This window comes from Ramlibacter sp. GCM10027632 (assembly GCF_042675325.1).
In the GTDB taxonomy this organism is placed as follows: domain Bacteria; phylum Pseudomonadota; class Gammaproteobacteria; order Burkholderiales; family Burkholderiaceae_C; genus Ramlibacter.
On the sequence record NZ_JBHTGW010000005.1, the window covers coordinates 72,912 to 99,143 of the forward strand.

Genomic DNA, 26,232 nt, shown 5'->3' on the forward strand with positions numbered 1-26,232 from the left:
TCCCGGACCGTTGCGATGACGCTGTTCCCCTTCGGCCATGCCACCCACCCGCAGTGGCCCATGGGGGTCGGGCTGGTGCTGGCGCAGCTTCGCGCGCAGATGGCCCTGCCCGAGTACGCGAGCGCCCCGACGCTGGGGCTCCTGTACATCACCGACCACTACGCCGCCCACGCGCGCGAGATCCTCGACCACCTGCAGGCCGAGCTGCCTGAGGTGGTGGACTGGGCCGGCACCGTGGGCGTGGGCATCTGCGCCAACAACGCCGAGTACTTCGACGAGCCGGCCGTGGCCGTGATGCTGTGCGCCTTGCCGGCCGACCAGTACCGCGTGTTCTCCGGCGTCGCGCCGCTGGGCCTGGCCTTCGAGCCGCACACGGCGCTGGTGCATGCCGACCCCGGCACGCCCGATGTCGCCGACCTGGTGGCCGAGATGGCCGGGCGCACGGCGAGCGGCTACCTGTTCGGCGGGTTGTCCTCCAGCCGCACCGAGGCCGTGCAATTCGCCGTCGGCGGCAACGGCAACCTGCGCGGGCAGGGCGCGGCCGGCGGCGTCTTCAGCGGCGGCCTGTCCGGCGTGGCCTTCGGCGAGGGCGTGAGCGTGGTCTCGCGCGTCACCCAGGGCTGCCAGCCGGTCACGCGCCAGCGCGTGATCACCCGGGCCGAAGGCAACGTCATCCTCACCCTCGACGACCAGCCCGCGCTGGACCTGCTGCTCGAGGACCTCGGCATCTCCCTCGACGAGCCGCAGAAGGCCATGGGCACGCTGCGCGCCACCCTGGTCGGCCTGACCTCCGCGGGCGCGGACGCGGTCGGCCGCACCGGCAGCTTCGGGCCCGACGTGCGGGTGCGCCACATCATCGGCCTGGACCCGGGCCGCCGCGGCGTCGCGGTGGCCGACCAGGTCGAGGCCGGCATGCCCATGGCGTTCTGCCAGCGCCATGCGCGGGCCGCCCGCGCGGACCTGGTGCGCATCTGCGCCGAGATCCGCGAGGAGCTCGAGCCCGAGGAGATGGGCCAGCCCCTGGCCGCGGCGCTGGCGTCGCCCGACGCGCTCTCCGCGCCGTCGCCGGCCCGCCGCATCGCCGGGGCCGTCTACGTGAGCTGCACCGGTCGCGGCGGCGCGCACTTCGGCGGCCCGAGCGCCGAGCTGCAGGTGGTGCGCCATGCGCTGGGCGACGTGCCCCTGGTGGGCTTCTTCGCCGCCGGCGAGATCGCCCGCCACCACCTGTACGGCTACACCGGCGTCCTCACCGTCTTCACCGAGCCGCACTGACCCGCGCCATGGCCGACACCGCCTGGTGGCTCGTGAGCCTCGCCCTGATCGTCGCCGGCCTGGCCGGCACCGTGCTGCCGGCGCTGCCTGGCACGGCGTTCGTGCTGGCGGGCATCGTCCTGGGCGCGTGGATCGACGGCTTCACCCGCGTCGGCGGCCTCGCCCTCGTCGTCGTGACCGTGCTCGCGGTGCTGTCCTGGGTGCTGGACTACGTGTCCGCATCCTGGGGCGCGCGGCGGGCAGGCGCGAGCCCGCAGGCCGTCTCCGGCGCGGCGATCGGCACCGTGCTGGGCCTGTTCATGGGGCTGGTGGGGGTGTTCGTGCTGCCGCTGGTGGGCGCCGCCATCGGCGAGTGGCTGGCGCGGCGGGACCATGTCGGCGCGATGAAGGTCGGCGCCGCCACCTGGGTGGGGCTGATGCTGGGGCTGCTGGCCAAGGTCGTCCTGGCCTTCATGATGGTCGGCGTGTACGTGGTGGCGCTGCTGGTGTGAGCCGCGCCGTGGCGCCGGGGCGGCGCCGCCGTCAGACGCCGCGCGCGCGGTCCTCGCGGAACTGCCTGGCGTAGGCGGCGAAGCGCCCGGCATCCAGCGACTCGCGCACCTCGCGCATCAGGTTCAGGTAGTAGTGCAGGTTGTGGATGCTGGCCAGCATGGGGGCCAGCATCTCGCCGCAGCGCTCCAGGTGGTGCAGGTAGGCGCGCGAGAAGCCGCCGGAGACCGTGCCGTCCGGGTTCGTCACGCCCTTGCAGGCGTAGCAGGTGCAGGTCTCGTCCAGCGGGCGCTCGTCGCTGCGATGCCGGGCGTTGCGGATCTTCAGGTCGCCGAAGCGCGTGAACATGTGGCCGTTGCGCGCATTGCGCGTGGGCATCACGCAGTCGAACATGTCCACGCCGCTGGCGACGCCGTCCACCAGGTCCTCGGGCGTGCCCACGCCCATGAGGTAGCGCGGCTTGTCCGCGGGCAGGCGGTGCGGGGTGTGGGCCATGATGCGCAGCATGTCCTCCTTGGGCTCGCCCACGCTCACGCCGCCGACGGCGTAGCCGGGGAAGTCCATCTCCACGAGGGCGTCCAGCGACTCCTGGCGCAGGTGCTCGAACATGCCGCCCTGGACGATGCCGAACAGCGCGTTGGGGTTCTCCAGCCGTGCGAATTCGGCCTTGCAGCGCAGGGCCCAGCGGCGGCTCAGCTCCATCGAATGCCGGGCCTCGGCCTCGGTGGTCAGGCGGCCCTTGACCTCGTAGGGCGTGCACTCGTCGAACTGCATCACGATGTCGCTGTTCAACGTGGTCTGGATCTGCATCGAGATCTCGGGCGTGAGGAACAGCTTGTCGCCGTTGACGGGCGAGGCGAACTTCACGCCCTCCTCGCTGATCTTGCGCATCTCGCCCAGGCTCCACACCTGGAAGCCGCCGGAGTCGGTGAGGATCGGCTTGTGCCACTGCTCGAAGCGGTGCAGGCCGCCGAACTGCTTCATCACGTCCAGGCCCGGGCGCATCCACAGGTGAAAGGTGTTGCCCAGGATGATCTGCGCGCCCATCTCCTCGAGCGAGCGCGGCGTCACGCCCTTGACGGTGCCGTAGGTGCCCACCGGCATGAAGATCGGCGTCTGAACCACGCCGTGGTTCAGGGTCAGCGTGCCGCGGCGCGCGAGGCCCTCGGTCTTGAGCAGTTCGAATTGCAGCATGGGGTCAGGCGTGGTCGGTGCGGGCCAGCAGCATGGCGTCGCCGTAGGAGAAGAAGCGATAGCGCTGCGCGATCGCGTGGCGGTACAGGGCCATGATGCGGTCGTAGCCGGCGAAGGCGCTGACCAGCATCATGAGCGTGGAGCGGGGCAGGTGGAAGTTGGTCACCAGCAGGTCCACCACCCGCCACTCGAAGCCCGGCGTGATGAAGATGCTGGTGTCGCCACGGGCCTGGCCCTCGCGGGCCCAGGACTCCAGCGTGCGCACCGTGGTCGTGCCCACCGCGACCACCCGGCCGCCGCGCGCGCGGGTCGCGGCGATGGCGGCCTGCGTCGCCTCGGGCACGTCATACCGCTCGCTGTGCATGTGGTGGTCGGCGATGTTGTCCACCTTCACCGGCTGGAAGGTGCCCGCGCCCACGTGCAGAGTCACGCTGGCGCGGCGCACGCCGCGCGCCTCCAGGGCGTCGAGCAGCGGCTCGTCGAAATGCAGGGCCGCGGTCGGCGCGGCCACCGCGCCCGGGTTCTTCGCGAACACGGTCTGGTAGCGGCTCTCGTCCTCGGCGCTGTCGGCATGCTCGATGTAGGGCGGCAGCGGCACATGTCCGTTGGCCTCCATCAGCTGGTAGGGCTCGCCGGAGAACTCGAAGCGGAACAGGGGGCCGTCCTCGTTCGGCCAGCGTCCCAGCAGGGTGGCCTCGAAGCCGCCGACCATGCGCAGCCGGGTGCCCACGGGCGGCTTCTTGCTCACCTTCATGTGGGCCACCACCTCGTGGCCGGTGAGGACGCGCTCGACCAGCAGTTCGAGCCTGCCGCCGGTGGGCTTCTCGCCGAACAGGCGGGCCTTGACGACGCGGGTGTCGTTGAACACCAGCAGGTCGCCTTCGCGCAGCAGCGAGGGCAGGTCACGGAAGATGCGGTCGGCAGGGAGCGCGGGGTCGGGGCTGGTGCCATCGAGCAGGCGCGAGGCGCTGCGTTCTTCGGCGGGGTGCTGGGCGATCAGCTCGGGAGGCAGGGCGAAATCGAAGTCGCCGACGGTGAAGTTGCGCATTGCTTGAGGGCCGGACGGGCCCGTTCCAAGAAAGAGGGGAGGGAGATGCAGAATTGTCACATGAACGCAGCGCCGGGCCGCCCCAAGCAAGTTCGCACCCCCTCGGGGGGCAGCGAAGGACACGAAGTGCCGAGCGCGGGGGCCCACATCACAAAGACCAAGCCCCTGTCGGCCCCGCAGAAAGCCCTGGTCAAGCTGGGCCTGGCGCGCGACATCGACCTGGCCCTGCACATCCCCCTGCGCTACGAGGACGAGACCCGCATCACCCGCCTGCGTGATGCGCGGGAGGGCGAGTCCGTCCAGGTCGAGGGCACGGTCACGGCCTGCGAGATCGCCTACAAGCCGCGCCGCCAGCTGCTGGTCACCCTGGATGACGGCGGCGACACCTGCCAGCTGCGGTTCTTCAGCTTCTACCCCTCGCAGCAGAAGGCGCTGGCCGTGGGCACCCGCATCCGCGCGCGCGGCGAGGTGCGGGGCGGCTTCTTCGGCTGGCAGATGGTGCACCCGGTCACGCGGCCGGCCGAAGCGCCACTGCCCGAGGCCCTCACCCCCGTGTATCCCACCGTCGCGGCGCTGCCCCAGGCCTACCTGCGCAAGGCGGTGGTCTCGGGCCTGTCGCGGGCCGACCTGTCCGACACCTTCCCGCCCGGCGCCGCCGATCGCCTCGGCCTGGCCCGCGGCTGGAACCTGCGCGAGGCGCTGGCCTTCCTGCACCACCCGGGCCCCGACACCGCGCTGGCGGCCCTGGAGGACCGCAGCCACCCGGCCTGGCAGCGCATGAAGGCCGAGGAGCTGCTGGCGCAGCAGCTGTCGCAGCTGCAAAGCAAGCGCGAGCGCGACGCCCTGCGCGCGCCGCCGCTGCCGGTGAACCCGGGCGGCCTGCACGAGCAGCTGCTGGCGGCCCTGCCCTTTTCGCTGACCTCGGCCCAGCGCCGCGTGGGCGAGGAAATCGCCCGCGACCTCGGGCGCCCGGTGCCCATGCACCGGCTGCTGCAGGGGGATGTGGGCTCGGGCAAGACCGTGGTTGCCGCCCTGGCCGCCGCCATCGCCATCGACGCCGGCTGGCAGTGCGCGCTGATGGCGCCCACCGAGATCCTCGCCGAGCAGCATTTCCGCAAGCTGATCGGCTGGCTCGAGCCGCTGCTGGCGCCGCGCGGCCAGCGCGTGGCCTGGCTCACCGGCAGCCAGAAGAAGAAGGAGCGCACGCAGATGCTGGAGACCATCGCCAGCGGCGAGGCCGCCCTGGTGGTGGGCACGCATGCGGTGATCCAGGAGCAGGTGCAGTTCCGCAACCTGGCGCTGGCCATCATCGACGAGCAGCACCGCTTCGGCGTGGCGCAGCGGCTTGCGCTGCGCTCGAAGATGCAGGCCCAGGGCCAGGAGCCGCACCTGCTGATGATGTCCGCCACGCCGATCCCGCGCACGCTCGCCATGAGCTACTACGCCGACCTGGACGTCTCCACCATCGACGAACTGCCGCCGGGGCGCACGCCCATCGTCACCAAGGTCATCGCCGACAGCCGCCGGGAGCAGGTGGTCGAGCGCATTCGCTCGCAGCTGGACCAGGGTCGCCAGGTCTACTGGGTCTGTCCCCTGATCGAGGAAAGCGAGGCGCTGGACCTCACCAATGCCACCGCCACCCACCAGGACCTCTCCGCGGCCCTGCCCGGCGTGATGGTGGGCCTACTGCATTCGCGCATGCCGGTGGCCGAGAAGAAGGCGGTGATGGCGCTGTTCGAGGGCGGGCAGATGGGGGTGCTGGTCTCCACCACCGTGATCGAGGTCGGCGTCGATGTGCCCAACGCCTCGCTGATGGTGATCGAGCATGCCGAGCGCTTCGGCCTGTCGCAGCTGCACCAGCTGCGCGGGCGGGTCGGCCGCGGCGCGGCCGCCTCGGCCTGCGTGCTGCTGTACTCGCCCGGCGAGAACGGCCGCCTGGGCGAGACCGCCCGCGCCCGCCTCAAGGCCATGGCCGAAACCAACGACGGCTTCGAGATCGCACGCCGCGACCTGGAGATCCGCGGCCCGGGCGAGTTCCTCGGCGCCCGCCAGTCCGGCGCGCCGCTCCTGCGCTTCGCCGACCTGGAGGCCGACCGCGCCTTGCTGGAGATGGTGCGCGAACTCGCCCCGGTGATGCTGGATCGCCACCCCGACCTCGCCGAACGCCACGTTGCGCGCTGGCTCGGTGGAAAATCCGAGTACCTGAAGGCCTGACAAGCAGCTTCTGACCTCATGACGCTCACCGAACTGAAATACATCGTCGCCGTCGCCCGCGAGAAGCATTTCGGCAAGGCCGCCGAGGCCTGCTTCGTCTCGCAGCCCACGCTGTCGGTGGCGATCAAGAAGCTGGAGGAGGAGCTGGAGGTCAAGCTGTTCGAGCGCAGCGCCAACGAGGTCTCGGTCACGCCCCTGGGCGAGGAGATCGTGCGCCAGGCGCAGAGCGTGCTGGAGCAGGCCGCCGCCATCAAGGAGATCGCCAAGCGCGGGAAGGACCCGCTGGCCGGGCCGCTGCGCCTGGGCGTGATCTACACCATCGGCCCCTACCTGCTGCCGGACCTGGTGCGCCAGGCCATCGACCGCACGCCGCAGATGCCGCTGATGCTGCAGGAGAACTTCACCGTGCGCCTGCTGGAGATGCTGCGCACCGGCGAGATCGACTGCGCCATCCTGGCCGAGCCCTTCCCCGACACCGGCCTGGCCGTCGCGCCGCTGTACGACGAGCCCTTCATGGCCGCCGTGCCCAGCACCCACCCGCTGGCCGGGCGCAGCGCCATCACCCCGCAGGAGCTGAAGCAGGAAACCATGCTGCTCCTGGGGACCGGCCACTGCTTCCGCGACCATGTGCTCGAGGTCTGCCCCGAGTTCGCCCGCTTCTCCAGTGATGCCGAAGGCATCCGCCGCAGCTTCGAGGGCTCTTCGCTGGAGACCATCAAGCACATGGTGGCCGCGGGCATGGGCGTGACCCTGGTGCCTCGGCTGTCCGTGCCCAAGGAGGCGCTCGCGGCGCGGGGCCGCCGGCGCCGGGACGACCAGGCCTACGTCAAGTACATCCCCTTCGACGGTGACGTGCCGACGCGCCGTGTCGTGCTCGTCTGGCGCCGCAGCTTCACCCGCTACGAGGCCATCGCCGCGCTGCGAAACGCGATTTATGCGTGCGAGTTGCCCGGCGTCAAGCGCCTGTCGTGACGCCTTCGCCGCAGGCCGCTACATTCGATCCCCCGTCGTCGCACCACGAGGAGAAACCATGAGCTCGAGCAACGTTCCCGCCATCAACATCGGCATCAGCGAGGCCGACCGCAGCGCCATCGCCCAGGGCCTGTCGCGCCTGCTGGCCGACACCTTCACCCTGTACCTGACCACGCACAATTTCCACTGGAACGTGCGCGGTCCGATGTTCAACTCGCTGCACCAGATGTTCATGGAGCAGTACACCGAGCTGTGGAACGCGGTCGACCCCATCGCCGAGCGGATCCGCTCGCTGGGCCATGCCGCGCCCGGCGCCTACTCGGTCTTCGGCAGCCTCACCAGCCTGCCCGACGCGCCCGAGCACCCGCCGGCGGCGATGGAAATGGTCCGCATCCTGGTCAAGGGCCACGAGGGCGTGGCGCGCACCGCGCGCGAGCTGTTCCCGCTGGCCGACCAGGCCAATGACGAGCCCACCGCCGACCTGCTCACGCAGCGCCTGACCATCCACGAGCAGACGGCCTGGATGCTGCGCTCCATCCTCGAGGGCTGACATGCAGGCTGGTGCGTTGCCGCCCGCGCCCGGCGCCCGCCTGCGCCTGTGGCTGGACCTGATTCGCTGGGACCGTCCGGCGGGCTGGCTGCTGCTGCTGTGGCCCACGCTGTCGGGCCTGTGGGTCGCGGCCGGGGGCTTCCCGGGCTGGCATCTGGTGGCGGTCTTCACCCTGGGCACCATCCTGATGCGAAGCGCCGGCTGCTGCGTCAACGACGTCGCCGACCGCGACTTCGACCGCCACGTCAAGCGTACCGCGCAGCGCCCCGTCACCTCCGGCAAGGTCTCGCCGCGCGAGGCGCTGGCGGTGGGCGCGGTGCTCGCGCTCGCGGCCTTCGGCCTGGTGCTCACCACCAACGCGGCCACCATCGCCTGGTCCTTCGCCGCGCTGGCCGTCACGCTGGCCTACCCGTTCGCGAAGCGCTACGTCTCCATGCCGCAGGCGGTGTTGGGCGTGGCCTTCAGCTTCGGCATCCCCATGGCCTTCGCCGCGGTGCAGTCGCAGGTGCCGGCCGTGGCCTGGGTGCTCCTGGCCGGCAACCTGTTCTGGGTGCTGGCCTATGACACCGAGTACGCCATGGTCGACCGCGACGACGACCTGAAGATCGGCATGAAGACCTCGGCCATCACCCTGGGCCAGGCCGACGTGGCGGTCATCATGGCCTGCTACGCAGCGTTCCTGGCGCTGTGGGGCGCGGTGCTGTGGCCGCGGGTGGCCGCGGGCCCCCTGGCCCTCGGCCTGGCCGCGGCAGCGGCTCAGGTGCTGTGGCATTTCACCCTGATCCGCCACCGCACCCGCGAGGGCTGCTTCAAGGCCTTTCGCCTGAACCACTGGGTGGGGGCGGCGGTTTTCTCCGGCGTGGTGGCCGGGTACGCGCTGGCGGCGTGAAGGGGCGCCGGTCGCCCGGCGTCAATTCATTTGCCGAACTCGTTGCCCAGCTCGGTCGCCCGGCGGCAGGCCGCGTGCATGGCCTTGATGAAGGCCTGGGGCACCTGGTCGGCCTGCATCGAGGTGAGCGCGGCATAGGTCGTGCCGCCCTTGGAGGTCACGCGTTCGCGCAGCACCTCGGGCGGCTCCTGCGAGTCGCGTGCTAGCGTGGAGGCGCCGGCGAAGGTGGCGATCGCCAGGCGCTTGGCCTGGTCGCGGTCCAGCCCCATCTCGGCACCGGCCTGGATCATCGCCTCCAGGAACAGGAAGACATAGGCCGGGCCGGAGCCGGACAGCGCCGTCACCGCGTCCAGCTTCGCCTCCCCATCCACCCACAGGTACTCGCCGGTGGTGCCGATGACGCGTTCGACCAGACTGCGGTCGTCCGCGGTCACCGCGGTGCGGGCGAACAGGGCGGTCATGCCCTGGCCGACCAGGGCCGGCGTGTTCGGCATGGAGCGCACGATGCGCTCGGTACCCAGCCAGGCAGCGATGCTGTCCGAGCGGATGCCGGCGGCCACGCTCAGATGCAGGGCCTGCGCCAGGTGGGGGCGGACCTGGGCGGCCGCCTCCTTGAAGGTCTGGGGCTTGACCGCCCACACCACCAGCCCGGCGCGCTGCAGGGCGGGCCCGGCCTCGGCCCGGGCCTCGATCCCGAACAGGTCCTTCAGGCGCTGGCGGGTCGGCTCGAACGGCTCCACCACCTCGATGGCCGAGGCCGGCAGGCCCTGCTGGATCAGGCCGCCGATGATGGCGCTGGCCATGTTGCCGCCGCCGATGAAGGCCAGTGGCTGCTGGGACGGGAGGGGGGCGTTGTCGGTCATCCGGCAAGTCTAGCCCGATCTCAGAAGCTGATTCCGGAGAGTGATTGCTCACATAGATAGCCTCGTGAGAGGCCGGGCTCGTCAGGGGGTTGACAGCGCCAATCAATGAGTCATAATCGCGGGCTCGCCTTTCTTTGGCGAGCTTCTGCCTATGCGAAGCTGAACCGGATTGTCCGGGTTGGCAACGACAGGCCCAAGACTGACTCGGTGGGCATCCTGCCTGCCGGGTACAAGTTGGGAATATTTGAAATGATCCAAACTGAATCCCGGCTCGAAGTCGCCGACAACACGGGCGCGAAGTCCGTCCTGTGCATCAAGGTGCTCGGTGGCTCCAAGCGTCGCTACGCCAGCGTGGGCGACATCATCAAGGTGACCGTCAAGGAAGCCGCTCCGCGTGGTCGCGTCAAGAAGGGCGAGATCTACAGCGCTGTGGTCGTCCGCACCGCCAAGGGCATCCGCCGTGGCGACGGCTCCCTGGTCAAGTTCGACGGCAACGCCGCCGTGCTGCTCAACAACAAGCTGGAGCCCATCGGCACCCGCATCTTCGGCCCCGTGACGCGTGAACTGCGTACCGAGAAGTTCATGAAGATCGTGTCCCTGGCCCCTGAAGTCCTGTAAGAGGAAGACATGAACAAGATTCGCAAAGGCGACGAGGTCATCGTCCTCGCGGGCCGTGACAAGGGCAAGCGTGGCAAGGTGGTGCTGCGCAAGGACGACTCCCATGTGGTCGTCGAAGGCATCAACCTGGTGAAGAAGCACACCAAGCCGAACCCCATGAAGGGCACCACCGGTGGCATCGTGGAGAAGTCCATGCCGATCCACCAGTCCAACGTGGCGATCTTCAATCCCGCCACCGGCAAGGCCGATCGCGTGGGCATCAAGGTCGAGGGCGACAAGCGCGTGCGCGTGTTCAAGTCCTCCGGCGAAGAAATCAAGGTGGCATGACCATGGCACGTTTCAAGCAGCATTACCTCGACAAGGTGGTCCCCGAGCTGACCGCCAAGTTCGGCTACAAGTCCCCGATGGAGGTGCCGCGCATCACCAAGATCACCCTGAACATGGGTGTCTCGGAAGCCGTCGCCGACAAGAAGGTCATGGACCACGCCGTGGGCGACCTGACCAAGATCGCCGGCCAGAAGCCCGTCGTCACCAAGGCCAAGAAGGCCATCGCCGGCTTCAAGATCCGCGAAGGTCAGGCCATCGGTGCCATGGTCACCCTGCGCGGCCAGCGCATGTATGAATTCCTGGACCGCTTCGTCACCGTGGCCCTGCCGCGCGTGCGTGACTTCCGTGGTATCTCCGGCCGCTCGTTCGACGGCCGTGGCAACTACAACATCGGCGTCAAGGAACAGATCATCTTCCCCGAAATCGAGTACGACAAGGTGGATGCTCTGCGTGGCCTGAACATCAGCATCACGACCACGGCCAAGACCGACGACGAGTGCAAGGCGCTCCTCGCCGGCTTCCGCTTCCCGTTCAAGAATTAAGGGTAAATCATGGCTAAGAAAGCTTTGATCGAGCGCGAGCTCAAGCGAGACAAACTGGTCGCCAAGTTCGCGCAGAAGCACGCCGAACTGAAGGCCATCGCCAGCGATGTCAAGAAGAGCGAGGAAGAGCGCGCTGCTGCTCGCCTGGCCCTGCAAAAACTGCCCCGCAACGCGAACCCGACCCGTCAGCGCAACCGCTGCGAAATCACCGGTCGTCCGCGTGGCACCTTCCGCCAGTTCGGTCTGGCTCGTAACAAGATCCGCGAGATGGCCTTTGCAGGCGACATCCCTGGCGTGATCAAGGCCAGCTGGTAAGCAGGAGAGACAGAACATGAGCATGAGTGATCCCATTGCCGACCTGCTGACCCGCATCCGCAACGCGCAGATGGTGTCGAAGGCCTCGGTGAGCGTGCCTTCCTCCAAGGTCAAGGTCGCTATCGCCCAGGTCCTGAAGGACGAGGGTTACATCGACGGCTTCCAGGTCAAGACCGAAGCCGGCAAGAGCGAGCTGGAAATCTCGCTGAAGTACTACGCCGGTCGCCCGGTCATCGAGCGCATCGAGCGCGTGAGCCGTCCCGGCCTGCGTGTCTACAAGGGCCGTGACGCCATTCCGCAGGTCCAGAACGGCCTCGGCATCGCCATCGTCACCACCCCCCAGGGCGTGATGACGGACCGCAAGGCGCGCGCCAACGGCGTGGGCGGCGAAGTCCTGTGCTACGTCGCCTAAAGGGAAGGATCTAGAAATGTCCCGAGTCGGAAAAATGCCGGTCGCCGTCCCCGAGGGCGTGACCGTTGAAATCAAGCAGGATCAGGTCAACGTCAAGGGTAAGGGCGGCGCGCTGTCGCTGGCCCTGACCGGTCTGGTCAAGGTCGAGAACAAGGACGGCAAGCTGTCCTTCACCCCGGTCGACGAATCGCGTGAAGCCAATGCCATGAGCGGCACCGTCCGCCAGCTGGTCAACAACATGGTCGTCGGCGTGACCCAGGGCTTCGAGAAGAAGCTGTCGCTGGTCGGCGTGGGCTACAAGGCCGCTGCCCAGGGCGCCAAGCTGAACCTCGCGGTCGGCTACTCGCACCCTGTGAACATCGACATGCCCGCTGGCATCACCGTCGCCACCCCCACCCCCACGGAAATCGTGGTGAAGGGTGCTGATCGCCAGGCCGTCGGCCAGGTCGCCGCCAAGATCCGTGAAGTTCGTCCTCCCGAGCCTTACAAGGGCAAGGGCATCCGCTACGCGGACGAGAAGATCACGATCAAAGAGACCAAGAAGAAGTAAGGGGCAGCACGATGTTGACCAAGAAAGAGCAGCGCCTGCGCCGCGCCCGCCAGACCCGCATCCGCATTGCCCAGCAAGGCGTCGCGCGTCTGACCGTCAATCGCACCAACCTGCACATCTACGCCGCCGTCATCTCCGAAGACGGCACGAAGGTCCTGGCCGCGGCCAACACCGCCCAGGCCGACGTTCGCACGTCGCTCGGCGGTTCCGGCAAGGGTGCCACCACCGCTGCCGCCGCCGCGATCGGCAAGCTGATCGCCGAGAAGGCCAAGGCCGCCGGCGTTGAGAAGGTTGCTTTCGACCGTTCTGGTTTCGCCTACCACGGCCGCGTCAAGGCGCTGGCCGATGCCGCCCGCGAAGCTGGCCTGCAGTTCTAACGGACACGGATACACAAGATGGCAAAAATGCAAGCGAAGCCCCAGGGTGACGGTCCGGAAGACGGCCTGCGGGAGAAAATGATCGCGGTCAACCGCGTGACCAAAGTCGTGAAGGGCGGCCGTATCCTCGGCTTCGCCGCTCTGACCGTGGTCGGCGACGGTGACGGCCGCGTGGGCATGGGCAAGGGCAAGTCGAAGGAAGTGCCGGCTGCCGTGCAGAAGGCCATGGAAGAGGCCCGCCGCAACATGACCAAGGTGTCCCTGAAGAACGGCACCATCCATCACAACGTCGTCGGCCACCACGGTGCCGCCCGCGTCATGATGGCCCCGGCCCCCAAGGGTACCGGCATCATCGCCGGCGGCCCGATGCGCGCCGTGTTCGAAGTCATGGGCATCACCGACATCGTGGCCAAGAGCCACGGTTCGACGAACCCCTACAACATGGTCCGCGCCACCTTCGACGCGCTGAAGAACTGCACGACCCCCGCGGAAGTGGCAGCCAAGCGCGGCAAGTCGGTCGAAGACATCTTCGCCGCCTGACCGGAGTACTGACATGGCAAACAAGCAAACCGTCAAGATCAAGCTGGTTCGCAGCCCCATCGGCACCAAGGCCGACCACCGCGCCACCGTGCGTGGCCTGGGCCTGCGCAAGCTGAACAGCGTCAGCGAGCTGGAGGACACCCCTGCAGTGCGCGGCATGATCAACAAGATCAGCTACCTGGTCCAGGTTCTCTGACAGGTAGGGAAGGCACACGATGCAACTCAATGACATCAAGCCCGCAGCGGGCGCCAAGCACGCCAAGCGTCGCGTCGGCCGTGGTATCGGTTCCGGCCTCGGCAAGACCGCCGGCCGTGGCCACAAGGGCCAGAAGTCGCGTTCGGGCGGCTATCACAAGGTCGGCTTCGAAGGCGGCCAGATGCCCCTGCAGCGCCGCCTGCCCAAGCGCGGTTTCAAGTCGCACCTGCTGAAGTTCAATGCCGAGATCACCCTCTCGCAGCTGGAAGCCCTGGGCGCCGACGCGGTCGACCTGCTGGCCCTCAAGGCCGCCGGCCTCGTGCCCGAGCTGGCCAAGGTCGTGAAGGTGATCAAGTCCGGCGAGCTCAAGCGCGCTGTGAAGCTGTCCGGCATTGGCGCCACCGCCGGTGCCAAGGCTGCCATCGAGGCTGCCGGCGGCAGCATCGCTGAGTGATTGAACTGAAGGTAGTCCCGCGTGGCCACTAACGCTGCCCAGATTGCGAAGACCGGCAAGTTCGGCGACCTGCGTCGCCGGCTGGTCTTCCTGCTGCTCGCGCTGGTGGTCTATCGCATCGGCGCGCACATCCCGGTGCCGGGCATCGACCCGGCGCAGCTGACGGCGCTGTTCAAGACGCAGCAGGGCGGCATCCTGAGCCTGTTCAACATGTTCTCGGGCGGCGCGCTCTCGCGTTTTGCGGTGTTCGCCCTCGGGATCATGCCGTACATCTCGGCTTCCATCATCATGCAGCTGCTCACCTACGTCGTCCCGACGTTCGAGCAGCTCAAGAAGGAAGGCGAGGCAGGACGCCGCAAGATCACCCAGTACACCCGTGCCGGCACGCTGGGCCTGGCCCTCTTCCAGTCGCTGTCCATCGCGATCGCCCTGGAAGGCTCGCCCGGCCTGGTCCTCGACCCTGGTTTCGGCTTCCGTCTCACGACGGTGGTGAGCCTGACGGCAGGCACGATGTTCCTGATGTGGCTGGGTGAGCAGATCACCGAGCGCGGCCTGGGCAACGGCATCTCGATCCTGATCTTCTCGAGCATTGCGGCGGGCCTGCCCGCGGCGATCGCCGGGTTGCTGGAGCTGGTGCGTACCGGCGCCATGAACATCCTGGTCAGCCTGTTCATCGTGGCCCTGGTGGCCGTGGTGACCTGGGTAGTGGTGTTCGTGGAGCGCGGGCAGCGCAAGATCCTCGTCAACTATGCACGGCGCCAGGTCGGCAACAAGGTGTACGGCGGCCAGTCGTCGCACCTGCCCCTGAAGCTGAACATGGCTGGCGTGATCCCGCCGATCTTCGCCTCGTCGATCATCCTCCTGCCGGCGACGGTGGTGGGCTGGTTCTCCACCGGTGACTCGATGCGCTGGCTGCGTGACATCGCCGCCAGCCTGTCGCCGGGCCAGCCGATCTACGTGATGCTGTACGCGGCTGCGATCGTCTTCTTCTGCTTCTTCTACACCGCGCTGGTGTTCAACAGCAAAGAAACGGCCGACAACCTGAAGAAGAGCGGCGCCTTCATCCCGGGCATTCGTCCCGGTGACCAGACGGCTCGCTACATCGACAAGATCCTGGTTCGCCTGACGCTGGCCGGAGCGGTGTACATCACCCTCGTGTGCCTGCTGCCGGAGTTCCTGATCCTGCGCTACAACGTGCCGTTCTATTTTGGTGGCACGTCCCTGTTGATCATCGTGGTCGTGACCATGGACTTCATGGCTCAGGTGCAGAACTACCTGATGTCCCAGCAGTACGAGTCGCTGCTGAAGAAGGCCAACTTCAAGACCACCTTGGGCGGCTGATTGCCGAGCGCCCGCTTCGTTTTACGCGCAAAGTAGGCGCGAGGTATTTAGGAGAATAGAAAATGAGAGTTTCGGCTTCCGTCAAGAAGATCTGCCGCAACTGCAAGATCATCCGCCGCAAGGGCGTTGTCCGCGTGATCTGCACCGATCCGCGTCACAAGCAGCGCCAGGGCTGATTTAAGAGTTTCAGGAAAGACGCACATGGCACGTATTGCTGGCATCAACATTCCGCCGCACAAGCACACTGAGATCGGCCTGACCGCCATCTTCGGTATCGGTCGCACCCGCGCTCGCAAGATCTGCGAAGCCTGCGGCATCGATTACGCGAAGAAGGTCAAGGACCTGACGGACGCCGATCTGGAAAAGATCCGCGACCAGATCGGTCTGCTCACCATCGAAGGTGACCTGCGCCGCGAAACCACGATGAACATCAAGCGCCTGATGGACATCGGCTGCTACCGTGGTTTCCGTCATCGCCGCGGTCTGCCGATGCGCGGTCAGCGCACCCGCACCAACGCCCGTACCCGCAAGGGCCCGCGCAAGGCTGCCCAGGCTCTGAAGAAATAATCGGGAAAGAGATAAATCATGGCCAAGTCTCCCGCCAGCAACGCCGCCCAGCGCGTGCGCAAGAAGGTCCGCAAGAACGTCTCGGACGGCATCGCCCACGTTCACGCCTCCTTCAACAACACGATCATCACGATCACCGATCGCCAGGGCAATGCCCTGTCCTGGGCCTCCTCCGGTGGCCAGGGCTTCAAGGGCTCGCGCAAGTCCACCCCCTTCGCCGCGCAGGTCGCGTCCGAAGTGGCTGGCCGCGCCGCCATCGAGCAGGGCATCAAGAACCTGGACGTCGAGATCAAGGGCCCCGGCCCTGGCCGCGAGTCCTCCGTGCGCGCCCTGGCTGCCCTGGGCATCCGCATCACGTCCATCGCTGACGTGACCCCGGTGCCGCACAACGGCTGCCGCCCGCAGAAGCGTCGTCGTATCTAAGTTCCGGTTTTCAACCGAAGCCCACCGCCGGCACCCTCGGGTAGCCGGCTCCCGCGGCATCTGGCCGCGGTAGTCATTTAAAGGAAGCAAAGTGGCACGTTACCTCGGCCCCAAGGCCAAACTCTCCCGCCGTGAAGGCACCGACCTGTTCCTGAAGAGCGCCCGCCGCTCGATCAGCGACAAGGCCAAGTTCGACTCCAAGCCCGGCCAGCACGGCCGCACCTCGGGCCAGCGCACCTCCGACTTCGGCCTGCAGCTGCGCGAGAAGCAGAAGGTCAAGCGCATGTACGGCGTGCTGGAAAAGCAATTCCGCCGTTACTTCGCCGAGGCTTCGCGCCGCAAGGGCAACTCCGGCGCCAACCTGCTGTCGCTGCTCGAGTCCCGCCTGGACAACGTCGTGTATCGCATGGGCTTCGGCTCCACCCGCGCGGAAGCCCGCCAGCTGGTGTCGCACAAGGCCATCACGGTCAACGGCCAGCCGGTGAATATCCCGTCCTACCTGGTCAAGGCCGGTGACGTCATCGCCGTGCGCGAGAAGTCCAAGAAGCAGAACCGCGTCGTCGAGGCCCTGCAACTGGCCCTGCAAGTGGGCATGCCCGCCTGGGTCGAAGTGAACGCCGACAAGGCCGAAGGCACCTTCAAGAAGGTTCCGGACCGCGACGAATTCGGTTCCGACATCAACGAATCGCTGATCGTCGAACTGTATTCGCGTTAATTCGCGTTCACTCGCGCGTTAGTTTTCCGTTCCTGGCCGGGGGGCACCTCGGCCGGGCGCTTCACCAGCCTTACCGGTGTAACGAGCCGGGGGTATTGAGAGGAAGTCCTGCATGCAAACCAATTTGCTGAAACCCAAGTCCATCAACGTGGAGCAGCTTGGCAACAACCGCGCCAAGGTGACGCTGGAACCGTTCGAGCGCGGCTACGGCCACACGCTGGGCAACGCGCTGCGTCGCGTGCTGCTGTCCTCGATGGTCGGGTATGCGGCAACCGAAGTCACCATCGCTGGTGTGCTTCACGAGTACTCCTCGATCGACGGCGTCCAGGAAGACGTCGTGGCGATCCTGCTGAACCTCAAGGGCGTGGTGTTCAAGCTCCACAACCGTGACGAGGTGACGCTGTCCCTGCGCAAGGATGGTGAAGGCCCGGTCACGGCCGCCGACATCCAGACCCCGCACGACGTCGAGATCATCAATCCGGATCACGTCATCGCCCATCTGTCGCAAGGCGGCAAGCTGGACATGCAGATCAAGGTCGAGAAGGGCCGCGGCTACGTGCCCGGCACGATGCGCCGCTACGCCGACGAGCCGACCAAGTCCATTGGTCGCATCGTCCTGGACGCTTCGTTCTCCCCGGTCAAGCGCGTGAGCTATACCGTCGAGAGCGCCCGCGTCGAGCAGCGCACCGATCTGGACAAGCTGGTCGTCGAGATCGAGACCAACGGCGCCATCACCGCTGAAGATGCCGTGCGCGCGTCCGCCAAGATCCTGGTGGAACAGCTGGCCGTCTTCGCCCAGCTGGAAGGCAGCGAACTGGCCGCCTTCGACCAGCCGGTGCAGCGCAGCTCGCAGCAGTTCGACCCGATCCTTCTGCGTCCGGTCGACGAGCTCGAACTGACCGTGCGCTCGGCCAACTGCCTGAAGGCCGAGAACATCTACTACATCGGCGACCTGATCCAGCGTACCGAGAACGAGCTGCTCAAGACCCCGAACCTGGGTCGCAAGTCGCTCAACGAAATCAAGGAAGTGCTGGCCTCGCGTGGCCTGACCCTGGGCATGAAGCTGGAAAGCTGGCCGCCCGCCGGTCTGGACAAGCGATAATCCACACCCTGGTGAACTGGCAGTACCTGATACGGCTGCCTTTTATTCATAAAGAAAGGAACACACCATGCGTCACGGCCACGGCCTCCGCAAACTCAACCGTACTTCCGAGCACCGCCAGGCGATGCTGCGCAACATGATGAACTCGCTGCTCGAGCACGAAGTCATCAAGACCACGGTCCCCAAGGCCAAGGAACTGCGCCGCGTCGTCGAGCCGATGATCACCCTGGCGAAGACCAACACCGTCGCCAACAAGCGTCTGGCCTTCGACCGCCTGCGCAACCGCGATATGGTCACCAAGCTGTTCAACGACCTGGGCCCGCGTTTCGCGACCCGTCCGGGCGGCTACACCCGTATCCTGAAGATGGGCTTCCGCGTGGGCGACAACGCCCCGATGGCGCTCGTCGAGCTGGTCGATCGTCCGGAAGTTGCTTCCGACGCTCCCGCCGCCGAATAATCGGCTGGATTTAGGGTATACTCTCGTTTCTCTGACGCGCGGTGGAGCAGCCTGGTAGCTCGTTGGGCTCATAACCCAAAGGTCGCAAGTTCAAATCTTGCCCGCGCAACCAAATTCCAGCGGTTCACGCTGAACTTCAAAGCCCACCTTCCGGTGGGCTTTTTCTTTGGTGCGGCGACGGGACGAGGTGGACGAGCGGTCGTGCCGCCTCTCGTCTTCGAGGGACCAACCCGGACTTTTTGTCCAGGAGGTTCCATGTATTCCGTTCGCGTCAAGCCTACCCCGTCCCTCAAGCTCGAGGACCTGGCCGCGCTCACGCACCATGACGGCAAGGCCGTCCCCGCCGACAAGGAGCTGCGAGTCAGTGGTTCCTGGAAGGTCAAGGAGAAGCCCGGCGACAGCTCATTCTCCGGGCGCGACGCGCACCGGACCTCGGCGGTCACCGGTCTGAAGACGCTCTGGACCGACGCCCTCAAACAGCGAAATTGCAGCCAGATCGAGGGTGAGATCTGGCGCGCTGCGTCCGGCGTGAAGCCGGCGGTGGTGACGGTGGGCACCCTGAGGCGCCTGGTCAGCGTCACGAGCCTGATCGACGTCCTCCACAAGGAAACGCAATTGCCCAGGTACCGGGCCGCCGAACTCGTGGCGCATGCCATCACGATCGTGCCCCTGGATGATCTGACCACGCAGCACGCGCGGCTACGCCTTGCCGCAGATGCCATGTTTGACGCCGGCGAGATGCTCACGGCCCCTGAAGCCTATGCCTCAGCCGCCGACCGAGGCGCCCAGTCCCAAGACAACAAGCGCGACAGCGTGCGTATCCAGACGATCAACGTCCCCAAGCCGAGCCAGACTCCGCAGCGTCCGACCTCCCAATCGGTTGCCCAACCCGAGCCCGTCGCGCTGACACCTTCGGTCGCGAAGCCCCTCGCCCCGTCACCGGCTGGACGGCCCAGCCCCGTCAGCGCACCGACCAGCCAGGGTACACCGCCCCGCGAATTCACGGATGAACACCGTGCAGCGGCGCATGTGAAGGCGGTCCTGGCCGGGGCGGACACGCGCAGCGTCTCGAACTTCATCACGCCGGGCGAGAAACCGCTGCTGATCAAGGGACTTCTCGCAGCGCTTGAGGCGCTTAACCAGCCCGAGACCGACGCCGCCATACGCGAGCGCAAGGTGCTCGCCATCGCCAGGCTCTTCGATGCCTGGCAGCTCCAGGGGGTGCGCCCGAGGGTGGCCTCCTTCACCGACGAGGATCGCAGCGCCCTGCCCGCGCCCGTGCGGGCCCAGTTGCTGAAGGCGGTCGAACTGGCGAGCCTCAAGTTGCCGCCCGCTCGATGATGCGCTCAGTGGTGGCTCCCGCTCGCCCCCGGGGTGGTGGTCACCTGCGGCTGCGCCTTGCCATGGGATGGCTGGGCGTGGACCTCGACGCGGCGGCTTCGGGACTGTTGCGACTGCTTGGGCAGGTGCACCGTCAACACGCCGTGTTCGAACTCCGCGCGCACCTGCTCAGGTTCGGGCGCGAATGGCAGTTGCAGCGAGCGCTGGAAGCGCCCGAAGCTGCGCTCCATCAGGTGGTAGTCCTCGTGCTGCTGCCGGGACTCGTCCTTCTTTTCGCCGCGCAACGTGAGCAGATGGCCGTCGATGCGCACGTCGACAGCGTCCGGCGGGATGCCAGGCAGCTCGGCGCACACGCAGAGCTCCTGCTCGTTCTCGCGCACATCCACGCGCGGCACCTGCATCAGGCCGCCCGTGCCGGGCGCACCTGAGCCGGCAAAGTCCTCGAGCAGCCGGTTCATCTCGCGGTACAGGTCCGAGAGCAGGTCCCCGCCTGCCAGCGTCCGCGAGGGCGGCTGGAACGGGGCCAGGTATCGGGATGTCATGGAAAGCTCCTTTCGCGGGGGGGCACGCGCACGGCGCGCGTGTCGACAACGTGCGGACTCGGCGGGTCGCTGCCCTGTCAGCCCATGCCGCGCGCGGATGTCGGCGATCCGGCGTCCGAACGACTTGCAGCGCAGGCCGCTGCGCGCGAGACTGTCCTGCATGGCTGCCACCTTGTTCCTGTCGCCGGATGATGTGGCCACCCTGGTGCGTCGCATCGGCCTGCCGGGCTGTCTGCAAGGCCTGGTGCAGGCCCTGCGTGACGACTTCCTGCGCTGGCCCCGCTTCGAGAAGAGCGCCCGTCTCGCCAGCCACTCGCCGGTGGGCGTGATCGAGCTGATGCCGGTGAGCGATGGCACCACCTTCAGCTTCAAGTACGTCAACGGCCACCCGGCCAACGCCGCGCTCGGGCTGCCCACGGTCATGGCGTTCGGTGTGCTGGCCGATGTGGCCACCGGCCTGCCGAGGTTCGTGTGCGACCTCACCCTCGTCACCGCGCTGCGCACGGCCGCCACGTCGGCGCTGGCGGCGCAGGCGCTGGCGCGTCCCGGCAGCCGCGTCATGGCGCTCGTGGGCAACGGCGCCCAGGGTGAATTCCAGGCGCTGGCGTTCCATCACCTCCTGGGCATCGACTCGCTGCGACTGCACGACATCGACCCCCAGGCCATGGGGCGACTGGAGCGGCGCCTGCGAGCCAGGGGCCTGGACGTCCAGGCCTGCGCCGACGTGGCGCAGGCGGTACGCGGCGCCGACATCGTCACCACGGCCACCGCCCGCAAGGTCCGCGCAGCCTTGATCACGCCGGACCTCGTGGTGCCCGGCATGCACCTCAACGCGATCGGCGGCGACTGCCCCGGCAAGACCGAGCTGCATCCCGACGTGCTGCGCAACGCTCGCGTGTTCGTCGAGTACGAGCCGCAGACGCGGCTCGAGGGCGACCTCCAGCTGTTGCCGCCAGACCTGCCTGTCACCGAACTCTGGGAAGTGCTCGGCGGCGGCCAGCCGGGGCGCCTGGGGGAGCAGGACATCACGGTCTTCGACTCGGTCGGCTTTGCGCTGGAAGATTTTTCAGCGCTGCGCTACCTGCAGGCCCAGGCCATCGCCCTGGGCGTCGGTCGCGAGCTGCCGCTGGTACCGGACCTCGCAGACCCCAAGGACCTGTTCAGCCTGCTCGAGCCGCCCGGTACGTGAGGTCGCCCGGCGGCGGGCCGAGGCGGGCCACGATGAGGTTCGCCATGCGCGCGTCGATCGCGTGGCCGAGGCCGGGAACCAGGTCGACTGTCACGCGCGCTCCGAGGGCACGAAGGGCTTGCCCGGCCTCCAGGCTGTGGCCGACCACGATGACGGGGTCTTCCGCGCCGTGGATCAGGTGCACTGAAGTTCCCTGCGGAGCACGGGTCGGTGGTGCGGCGAAGCGGCCCGCGAGGGCCACGACCCGGCTTGCCGAGGTTGGCCCGACCTGGGTCGTCGCCAGCGCCATGATCGCGCCTTGCGAGAAGCCGACCAGCACGGTCGCCTCCGGCGCCACGCCGGTTTCCTCCTGCCAGTGCCGGACCGCTTCCGCGAACAGGGGCAGTGCCTGGGCGATGCGGGTCGGCCGGTTCGCCTCGGTGACGCCCTGCACGGAGAACCACTGCCGCCCCGCACCCAGGTCTGACGGACACGGCGCAGCCACGCTGACCACGCAGGCCTGCGGCCGCTGCGTCGCCAGGAACTCGCCCAACGGCCCGAGGCTGGCGGCCTGCGCCCCCACGCCGTGGAACAGGAGGATCAGCTCCGTGGCCGGACCGGCGGGACGGGACAGCACCAGCGAGGCATCGGCGGTCATGCGCCCTCCCGGCTCGGCGTGCCGGGCGCGGGCAAGCGTCCGAAGACATACGAGTCCATGGCCAGCACGCCATGCTCGATACCGCCGTCCAGCACGCTGGCAGGAGCCCCCTCGGGCGCAGCGCCCAGCGCGACGAGCAGTGGCAGGAAGTGCTCCGGGGTCGGATGGGCCCGCGCCGCGTGCGGCGCCAGCTCCAGGGCAGCGACCAGGCGGGCGGTGTCGCTGCAGGCCACGGCGTCGCGGATCCAGGCCGTGAACTCCCGCGCATAGGGCGCCTCGGCGGCCTCGCCGGCGCGGAACTCGTACAGGTTGTGGGTGATGCTGCCGGAACCGACCACGAACACGCCTTCGTCGGCCAGCGGCGCGAGGGCGCGCCCCATGGCCAGGGCGGACGCTGCGTCGAGCGTGGCCGGCATCGACACCTGGACGACGGGCACATCCGCCGCCGGATACAGGTGCAGCAGGGGCACCCAGGCGCCATGGTCCAGGCCGCGCTCCGGGTCCAGGTCGGGCTCCCAGCCGGCGGCGCGCAGCAGGCCGGCGGCGCGCTGGGCGACCACGGCAGCGCCTGCCGCGGGGTAGGTGATCCCGTACAGGGCGCGGTCGAACCCGCCAAAGTCATGGATGGTGCGCGGCTGTGGCGAAGTCGTCACCGCGACCCGCCGGGTCACCCAGTGCGGCGAGACGACCAGCACCGCGCGCGGACGCACGAGGGTGCGCCCCAGCGCCGTCAGCAGCGGGCCGGCGCGGCCCGGGTTCAGCGCGAAGGTCGGCGCGCCGTGCGAGACGAAGAGGGTGGGGAGACGTTCCATGCGTGTCACTCTATTGATTCAGATCATGGAAATAAATTGAGGTTCGATGGATGAACTGTCTCTCATGGGTGAACAATCTGGCCCTCGGAGGAGGGTGGCGACATGGACCGGTTCCAGGAGATGCGGGTGTTCACGGCGGTCGTCGAGGCCGGCAGCTTCGTGCGTGCGGCCGACGAGCTCGTGCTTTCGAAGGCCGCGGTCTCGCGGATCGTCTCGGAGCTCGAGGCCCGGCTGGGCGTGCGCCTGCTGCACCGGACCACGCGCCGCCTTTCGCTCACCGGCGAGGGCGAGGTGTTCCTGGCGCGGTGCCGGGAGTTGCTGGCCGGGGTCGAGGAAGCCGAGGCCGAAGTCACCGTGCGCAGTGGCCAGGTGGCCGGCACCCTCAAGGTCAGCGCCCCCGTCTCGTTCGGCGTGATGCGGCTGGCGCCGCTGTGGGGCGGCTTCCTCGCCGCGCATCCGCGGGTCCGGCTCGACCTCACCTTGTCCGACCGGCAGGTGGACCTGATCGAGGAAGGCTTCGACCTCGCCGTGCGGATCGGCCGCCTCGCCAGTTCGTCCCTGGTGAGCCGGCAGCTCGCATCGACCCGGCTCGTCCTGTGCGCCTCACCCGGCTACCTGGTGGCCCACGGGCATCCCAGCGACCCGGCCGACCTGGCGCGGCATGCCGTGCTGGCCTACAGCCTCCTCGCCATGGGCGACACCTGGGCGTTCACGGGACCCGCCGGGCCGACCGAGGTCCGGGTCCAGCCTCGGATGCACACGAACAGCGGCGACACCTGCGTGGCGGCGGCTCTGGCGCACCAGGGCATCGTCCTCCAGCCCTCCTTCCTGGTCGAGGCGCACCTGCAATCGGGCGCGCTCGTCGAGGTCCTGCCCGCCTACCGGTCGCTGGAGCTGGGGGTTCACGCGGTCTACCCCTCGCGCAAGCAGGTGCCACCCAAGGTCAGGCGGCTGATCGACTACCTCGCGCAGCAGCTGTCCGTCCCGGAGGCGGACAGCGCCCGCTGACACACCCTAGTGGCGCATCGCCGTCCGCGGCGGGTGCCAGGAGAACGGTTCGCCGAACCCGGACAGGATGGAGGCCGCGTCGGTGGCCTGGCGCACGCCTTCCACCGCGACGGGCCCCCCCCACTGGAACAGGCTCATGAACAGCCGCTGGTTCATCTCCATCGCGGCGTGACCGAGCTCCTGCCAGTAGCGCCCCATCTCCTGCAGGTCGTGCTGCACCAGGTCGACCTGCAGGGACGCGAGCTGGTGGGCGTCGCAGCCTGTAGACAGGCGCGTGCTCGCCGACTCGTGGCGCTGCAAGGCGCGGTGCGCGGCCTGCGCCTGCACGCGCCGGATGTTCTCGAACCCCTGCAGGACGGCGCACAGCGACTCGGTGCACACGGCCAGTTGCTGCCGGGGCAGGTCACCCCAGAGGTCCAGGAACGGGGCGGCCGCAGCCTCGGCGGGGGCGGCGACGGGTTTGCGGGGGGATGATGGCTTGGTAGTCATTGCGGGCTGCCTTGTGATCCGGAAGTTCAACATACTCCAGGAGGCGGCGGCCGCGTTGATCTACCGCAAGCCCGGTGACCCTCAGCCCCAGACCACCGAGCGCATCGCCACCGACGCGCCCTGGAAGTCCGCGCTGAAGAACTCCGCCGCCTCGCCGGGCTCCGCGGCGCCCGCCGCATGCAGCAGCGGCAGGTAGTGGTCATAGCTCGGGTGGGCCAGGCGGGCGATGTCGCCCATGCCCTGGAAGTCGGCGAGCGCGTCGGGATCGCCCCGTTCGATCGCCTGGGCGATGCGCGTGTCGAACTCGATCGCCCAGTCGTAGGCGTCGAAGCCGGTGGCCTCGCGCCGCATCGCCCGCAGGTTGTGGACGGTGTTGCCGCTGGCCACCACCAGCACGCCCAGCTCACGCAGCGGGCGCAGGCGCCGGCCCAGCGCCAGGTGGTCGGCCGGCGGCGCGTCCCAGTTCAGGCTCAATTGCAGGACGGGAATGTCGGCCTGCGGGAACATGGGTTTGAGCACGCCCCAGCTGCCGTGGTCATAGCCCCACTCGCGCGCGTCGATGCCCACCGGCACGTCCGCCAGCAGCGCGCTGATCTGCGTGGCCTCCCCGGGGGCGCCTGGCGCGGGATATTGCTGCGCGAACAGCTCCTGCGGGAACCCGCCGAAATCGTGGATGGTGCGCGGCTGCGCCTGCCCGGTGAGCCACCAGCCGTGCGTGAGCCAGTGCGCGGACACGCACAGGATCAGGCGGGGCCGCGGCCAGCGCGTGCCGAACTGCGTGCCCAGCACGCGCCAGGCCTCGCGGTACGGGTTGTCCGTGATCACGTTCATGGGGCTGCCGTGTCCCAGGAACAGTACCGGCATCTTGGGCGAGGGAGTCAGGGGCATGCGGAAATTCTAGGCGCGCGCCCCGGCCCGGATCACCTCGGCCAGGCGTGCCGCGGCCGGCGAGAGCGCGCGCCGCGAAGCAGTGAATAGCCCGATGCGCCGGCTCAGGGCGGGCGACACGATGCGCAGCGCCTGCACGCGGCGGTCGGGCCGCGCAGGCAGCACCGACCGCGGGAGGATGGCCGCGCCGAGTTCGACGTTGGCCATCGCGATCAGGGTCTGCGCCTGGGTCGACTCGTATTTCGGCGCCAGCGCGATGCCCGCCTTGCGGCACGCCTCGTCGAACATGCCGCGCAACGCCGTCGCTTCACTCAGGAGCAGCACCGGCAGCCTCGACACCTCGCGCAGCGTGATGGTGCCGGCAGCGGTGGCCTTGAGCCGGCGCGGCACCAGGGCCATCAGGCTCTCCTCCAGCAACGGCTCGAACTTCACGCCGGCGCCGGGCGCGGCGGGGCCGATGCCGAAGTCCGAGTCGCCGCTGGCGACGCTTTCCAGGATCCCTGCGGGCGTGAGCTCGTGCACCCGGATCTGGATCGCCGGGTACTCGGCCTCGAAGCGCGCCAGCCACGGCGGCAGCAGGGTCGCCGCCATGATCGGCGAGGAGGCCAGCGTGATGCGCCCGCGCCCGAGGTCCAGCGTCTCCTGCAGCTCGCGCACGCCGGCCTCGATCTCGCGGAAGCCCTTGCGCGCGGCATCGCGCAGCACCAGGCCTGCCGCGGTGAGCTTCACGCTGCGCGTGGTGCGGTGGAACAGCGCGACGCCGAGCTGCTCCTCGAGCTGCCGCACCTGGGTGCTGACCACCGAGAAGGACCGGTGGATCTGGCCGGAGGCGTCGCGGAAGCTGCCGGCCTCGGCCACCTCGAGGAAGGTGCGCAGGTGGCGCAGGTTGATGTCCATGG

General features: G+C 68.3%; 35 protein-coding genes and 1 tRNA gene. 27 read left to right on the forward strand and 9 right to left on the reverse strand.

Going from position 1 to position 26,232, the window contains the following annotated elements; genetic code table 11:
* Positions 1–15 precede the first annotated feature (15 nt).
* Positions 16–1,272 (forward strand): FIST N-terminal domain-containing protein, encoded by a 1,257-nt coding sequence (locus ACFQZY_RS09200; RefSeq protein ID WP_377415331.1) that lies wholly within the window; start codon positions 16–18, stop codon positions 1,270–1,272.
* 8 nt (positions 1,273–1,280) lie between these two features.
* The gene (locus tag ACFQZY_RS09205; RefSeq protein WP_377415332.1) at positions 1,281–1,763 is read left to right on the forward strand and encodes a DUF456 domain-containing protein; all 483 of its coding nucleotides are present in this window, start codon (positions 1,281–1,283) and stop codon (positions 1,761–1,763) included.
* A gap of 31 nt (positions 1,764–1,794) precedes the next feature.
* Here ACFQZY_RS09205 and tgt read toward each other — a convergent pair whose 3' ends face one another.
* Together tgt and queA are read right to left on the reverse strand one after the other, a co-directional pair.
* A complete protein-coding gene (gene tgt, locus ACFQZY_RS09210; protein ID WP_377415333.1) occupies positions 1,795–2,955 on the reverse strand; it encodes a tRNA guanosine(34) transglycosylase Tgt in 1,161 nt (386 codons plus the stop codon).
* A 4-nt stretch (positions 2,956–2,959) separates the two neighbouring features.
* Positions 2,960–4,003: a tRNA preQ1(34) S-adenosylmethionine ribosyltransferase-isomerase QueA gene (queA, locus tag ACFQZY_RS09215; RefSeq protein ID WP_377415334.1), complete on the reverse strand. Its 1,044-nt coding sequence runs from the start codon at positions 4,001–4,003 to the stop codon at positions 2,960–2,962.
* 60 nt (positions 4,004–4,063) lie between these two features.
* Between queA and recG the strand changes: the two genes are divergently transcribed.
* From recG to ubiA, 4 genes are read left to right on the forward strand one after another with little or no spacing between them, the layout of a single operon-like run.
* The gene (gene recG, locus ACFQZY_RS09220; RefSeq protein WP_377415335.1) at positions 4,064–6,217 is read left to right on the forward strand and encodes an ATP-dependent DNA helicase RecG; all 2,154 of its coding nucleotides are present in this window, start codon (positions 4,064–4,066) and stop codon (positions 6,215–6,217) included.
* A gap of 18 nt (positions 6,218–6,235) precedes the next feature.
* Complete coding sequence (locus ACFQZY_RS09225; protein ID WP_377415336.1) at positions 6,236–7,189, forward strand: LysR substrate-binding domain-containing protein; 954 nt, start codon at positions 6,236–6,238, stop codon at positions 7,187–7,189.
* A gap of 58 nt (positions 7,190–7,247) precedes the next feature.
* Positions 7,248–7,739 (forward strand): Dps family protein, encoded by a 492-nt coding sequence (locus ACFQZY_RS09230; protein ID WP_377415337.1) that lies wholly within the window; start codon positions 7,248–7,250, stop codon positions 7,737–7,739.
* A 1-nt stretch (position 7,740) separates the two neighbouring features.
* Entirely contained in the window at positions 7,741–8,628 is an 888-nt protein-coding gene (ubiA, locus tag ACFQZY_RS09235; RefSeq protein WP_377415338.1) for a 4-hydroxybenzoate octaprenyltransferase, read from the forward strand.
* Positions 8,629–8,654: 26 nt separating this feature from the next.
* Here the strand turns inward: ubiA and proC are convergent, their stop codons facing one another.
* The gene (gene proC, locus ACFQZY_RS09240) at positions 8,655–9,491 is read right to left on the reverse strand and encodes a pyrroline-5-carboxylate reductase (protein WP_377415339.1); all 837 of its coding nucleotides are present in this window, start codon (positions 9,489–9,491) and stop codon (positions 8,655–8,657) included.
* Positions 9,492–9,740: 249 nt separating this feature from the next.
* On the opposite strand from proC, the gene rplN reads away from it, so the two are divergent.
* The 19 genes from rplN to ACFQZY_RS09335 all read left to right on the forward strand — a co-directional run bounded on the left by rplN (position 9,741) and on the right by ACFQZY_RS09335 (position 19,768).
* Positions 9,741–10,109: a 50S ribosomal protein L14 gene (gene rplN, locus ACFQZY_RS09245; RefSeq protein ID WP_377415340.1), complete on the forward strand. Its 369-nt coding sequence runs from the start codon at positions 9,741–9,743 to the stop codon at positions 10,107–10,109.
* Positions 10,110–10,118: 9 nt separating this feature from the next.
* Complete coding sequence (gene rplX, locus ACFQZY_RS09250; protein ID WP_377415341.1) at positions 10,119–10,436, forward strand: 50S ribosomal protein L24; 318 nt, start codon at positions 10,119–10,121, stop codon at positions 10,434–10,436.
* A gap of 2 nt (positions 10,437–10,438) precedes the next feature.
* Positions 10,439–10,978, forward strand: coding sequence for a 50S ribosomal protein L5 (rplE, locus tag ACFQZY_RS09255; RefSeq protein ID WP_377415553.1), 540 nt, complete (start codon positions 10,439–10,441; stop codon positions 10,976–10,978).
* A gap of 9 nt (positions 10,979–10,987) precedes the next feature.
* On the forward strand, positions 10,988–11,293 hold the full coding sequence (gene rpsN / locus ACFQZY_RS09260; protein ID WP_377415342.1) for a 30S ribosomal protein S14: 306 nt from the start codon (positions 10,988–10,990) through the stop codon (positions 11,291–11,293).
* A gap of 16 nt (positions 11,294–11,309) precedes the next feature.
* Complete coding sequence (gene rpsH, locus ACFQZY_RS09265) at positions 11,310–11,705, forward strand: 30S ribosomal protein S8 (protein ID WP_377415343.1); 396 nt, start codon at positions 11,310–11,312, stop codon at positions 11,703–11,705.
* A gap of 16 nt (positions 11,706–11,721) precedes the next feature.
* Positions 11,722–12,255 carry a 50S ribosomal protein L6 gene (gene rplF, locus ACFQZY_RS09270; protein WP_377415344.1) on the forward strand — a complete coding sequence of 178 codons (534 nt, stop codon included), beginning with the start codon at positions 11,722–11,724 and terminating at the stop codon, positions 12,253–12,255.
* 11 nt (positions 12,256–12,266) lie between these two features.
* The gene (gene rplR, locus ACFQZY_RS09275) at positions 12,267–12,632 is read left to right on the forward strand and encodes a 50S ribosomal protein L18 (protein ID WP_377415345.1); all 366 of its coding nucleotides are present in this window, start codon (positions 12,267–12,269) and stop codon (positions 12,630–12,632) included.
* 18 nt (positions 12,633–12,650) lie between these two features.
* On the forward strand, positions 12,651–13,172 hold the full coding sequence (gene rpsE / locus ACFQZY_RS09280) for a 30S ribosomal protein S5 (protein WP_377415346.1): 522 nt from the start codon (positions 12,651–12,653) through the stop codon (positions 13,170–13,172).
* Between the two features lie 13 nt (positions 13,173–13,185).
* Positions 13,186–13,368 (forward strand): 50S ribosomal protein L30, encoded by a 183-nt coding sequence (rpmD, locus tag ACFQZY_RS09285; RefSeq protein ID WP_377415347.1) that lies wholly within the window; start codon positions 13,186–13,188, stop codon positions 13,366–13,368.
* Between the two features lie 19 nt (positions 13,369–13,387).
* Positions 13,388–13,822, forward strand: coding sequence for a 50S ribosomal protein L15 (gene rplO / locus ACFQZY_RS09290; protein ID WP_377415348.1), 435 nt, complete (start codon positions 13,388–13,390; stop codon positions 13,820–13,822).
* Between the two features lie 21 nt (positions 13,823–13,843).
* The gene (secY, locus tag ACFQZY_RS09295; RefSeq protein ID WP_377415349.1) at positions 13,844–15,163 is read left to right on the forward strand and encodes a preprotein translocase subunit SecY; all 1,320 of its coding nucleotides are present in this window, start codon (positions 13,844–13,846) and stop codon (positions 15,161–15,163) included.
* Positions 15,164–15,225: 62 nt separating this feature from the next.
* Positions 15,226–15,339, forward strand: coding sequence for a 50S ribosomal protein L36 (rpmJ, locus tag ACFQZY_RS09300; RefSeq protein WP_011481465.1), 114 nt, complete (start codon positions 15,226–15,228; stop codon positions 15,337–15,339).
* Positions 15,340–15,364: 25 nt separating this feature from the next.
* The gene (rpsM, locus tag ACFQZY_RS09305; RefSeq protein WP_377415350.1) at positions 15,365–15,730 is read left to right on the forward strand and encodes a 30S ribosomal protein S13; all 366 of its coding nucleotides are present in this window, start codon (positions 15,365–15,367) and stop codon (positions 15,728–15,730) included.
* A gap of 18 nt (positions 15,731–15,748) precedes the next feature.
* Complete coding sequence (rpsK, locus tag ACFQZY_RS09310; RefSeq protein ID WP_377415351.1) at positions 15,749–16,153, forward strand: 30S ribosomal protein S11; 405 nt, start codon at positions 15,749–15,751, stop codon at positions 16,151–16,153.
* Positions 16,154–16,244: 91 nt separating this feature from the next.
* Complete coding sequence (gene rpsD / locus ACFQZY_RS09315; protein ID WP_377415352.1) at positions 16,245–16,868, forward strand: 30S ribosomal protein S4; 624 nt, start codon at positions 16,245–16,247, stop codon at positions 16,866–16,868.
* 112 nt (positions 16,869–16,980) lie between these two features.
* Positions 16,981–17,970 (forward strand): DNA-directed RNA polymerase subunit alpha, encoded by a 990-nt coding sequence (locus ACFQZY_RS09320; protein WP_377415353.1) that lies wholly within the window; start codon positions 16,981–16,983, stop codon positions 17,968–17,970.
* A gap of 67 nt (positions 17,971–18,037) precedes the next feature.
* Positions 18,038–18,427 (forward strand): 50S ribosomal protein L17, encoded by a 390-nt coding sequence (gene rplQ, locus ACFQZY_RS09325; RefSeq protein ID WP_377415354.1) that lies wholly within the window; start codon positions 18,038–18,040, stop codon positions 18,425–18,427.
* Between the two features lie 35 nt (positions 18,428–18,462).
* Positions 18,463–18,539: transfer RNA gene (locus ACFQZY_RS09330), tRNA-Met, on the forward strand.
* Between the two features lie 143 nt (positions 18,540–18,682).
* The gene (locus ACFQZY_RS09335; RefSeq protein ID WP_377415355.1) at positions 18,683–19,768 is read left to right on the forward strand and encodes a hypothetical protein; all 1,086 of its coding nucleotides are present in this window, start codon (positions 18,683–18,685) and stop codon (positions 19,766–19,768) included.
* A 5-nt stretch (positions 19,769–19,773) separates the two neighbouring features.
* Here the strand turns inward: ACFQZY_RS09335 and ACFQZY_RS09340 are convergent, their stop codons facing one another.
* The gene (locus ACFQZY_RS09340) at positions 19,774–20,310 is read right to left on the reverse strand and encodes an Hsp20/alpha crystallin family protein (protein WP_377415356.1); all 537 of its coding nucleotides are present in this window, start codon (positions 20,308–20,310) and stop codon (positions 19,774–19,776) included.
* A gap of 160 nt (positions 20,311–20,470) precedes the next feature.
* Here ACFQZY_RS09340 and ACFQZY_RS09345 point away from each other — a divergent pair, with 160 nt between their 5' ends.
* Positions 20,471–21,499 carry an ornithine cyclodeaminase gene (locus ACFQZY_RS09345; RefSeq protein ID WP_377415357.1) on the forward strand — a complete coding sequence of 343 codons (1,029 nt, stop codon included), beginning with the start codon at positions 20,471–20,473 and terminating at the stop codon, positions 21,497–21,499.
* Here ACFQZY_RS09345 and ypfH read toward each other — a convergent pair.
* Entirely contained in the window at positions 21,471–22,136 is a 666-nt protein-coding gene (ypfH, locus tag ACFQZY_RS09350; protein WP_377415358.1) for an esterase, read from the reverse strand. The two genes, ACFQZY_RS09345 and ypfH, sit on opposite strands and share 29 nt — an antisense overlap.
* Complete coding sequence (locus tag ACFQZY_RS09355; RefSeq protein ID WP_377415359.1) at positions 22,133–22,948, reverse strand: DODA-type extradiol aromatic ring-opening family dioxygenase; 816 nt, start codon at positions 22,946–22,948, stop codon at positions 22,133–22,135. Before ACFQZY_RS09355 ends, ypfH begins: the two co-directional genes overlap by 4 nt.
* A gap of 102 nt (positions 22,949–23,050) precedes the next feature.
* On the opposite strand from ACFQZY_RS09355, the gene ACFQZY_RS09360 reads away from it, so the two are divergent.
* Positions 23,051–23,956, forward strand: coding sequence for a LysR family transcriptional regulator (locus ACFQZY_RS09360; RefSeq protein ID WP_377415360.1), 906 nt, complete (start codon positions 23,051–23,053; stop codon positions 23,954–23,956).
* A 6-nt stretch (positions 23,957–23,962) separates the two neighbouring features.
* Here the strand turns inward: ACFQZY_RS09360 and ACFQZY_RS09365 are convergent, their stop codons facing one another.
* From ACFQZY_RS09365 to ACFQZY_RS09375, 3 genes are all read right to left on the reverse strand, one after another.
* Positions 23,963–24,445 carry a phasin family protein gene (locus ACFQZY_RS09365; RefSeq protein ID WP_377415361.1) on the reverse strand — a complete coding sequence of 161 codons (483 nt, stop codon included), beginning with the start codon at positions 24,443–24,445 and terminating at the stop codon, positions 23,963–23,965.
* An 81-nt stretch (positions 24,446–24,526) separates the two neighbouring features.
* Entirely contained in the window at positions 24,527–25,333 is an 807-nt protein-coding gene (ygiD, locus tag ACFQZY_RS09370) for a 4,5-DOPA dioxygenase extradiol (RefSeq protein ID WP_377415362.1), read from the reverse strand.
* A gap of 9 nt (positions 25,334–25,342) precedes the next feature.
* Positions 25,343–26,230: a LysR family transcriptional regulator gene (locus ACFQZY_RS09375; protein WP_377415363.1), complete on the reverse strand. Its 888-nt coding sequence runs from the start codon at positions 26,228–26,230 to the stop codon at positions 25,343–25,345.
* Between the last annotated feature and the right edge of the window lie 2 nt (positions 26,231–26,232).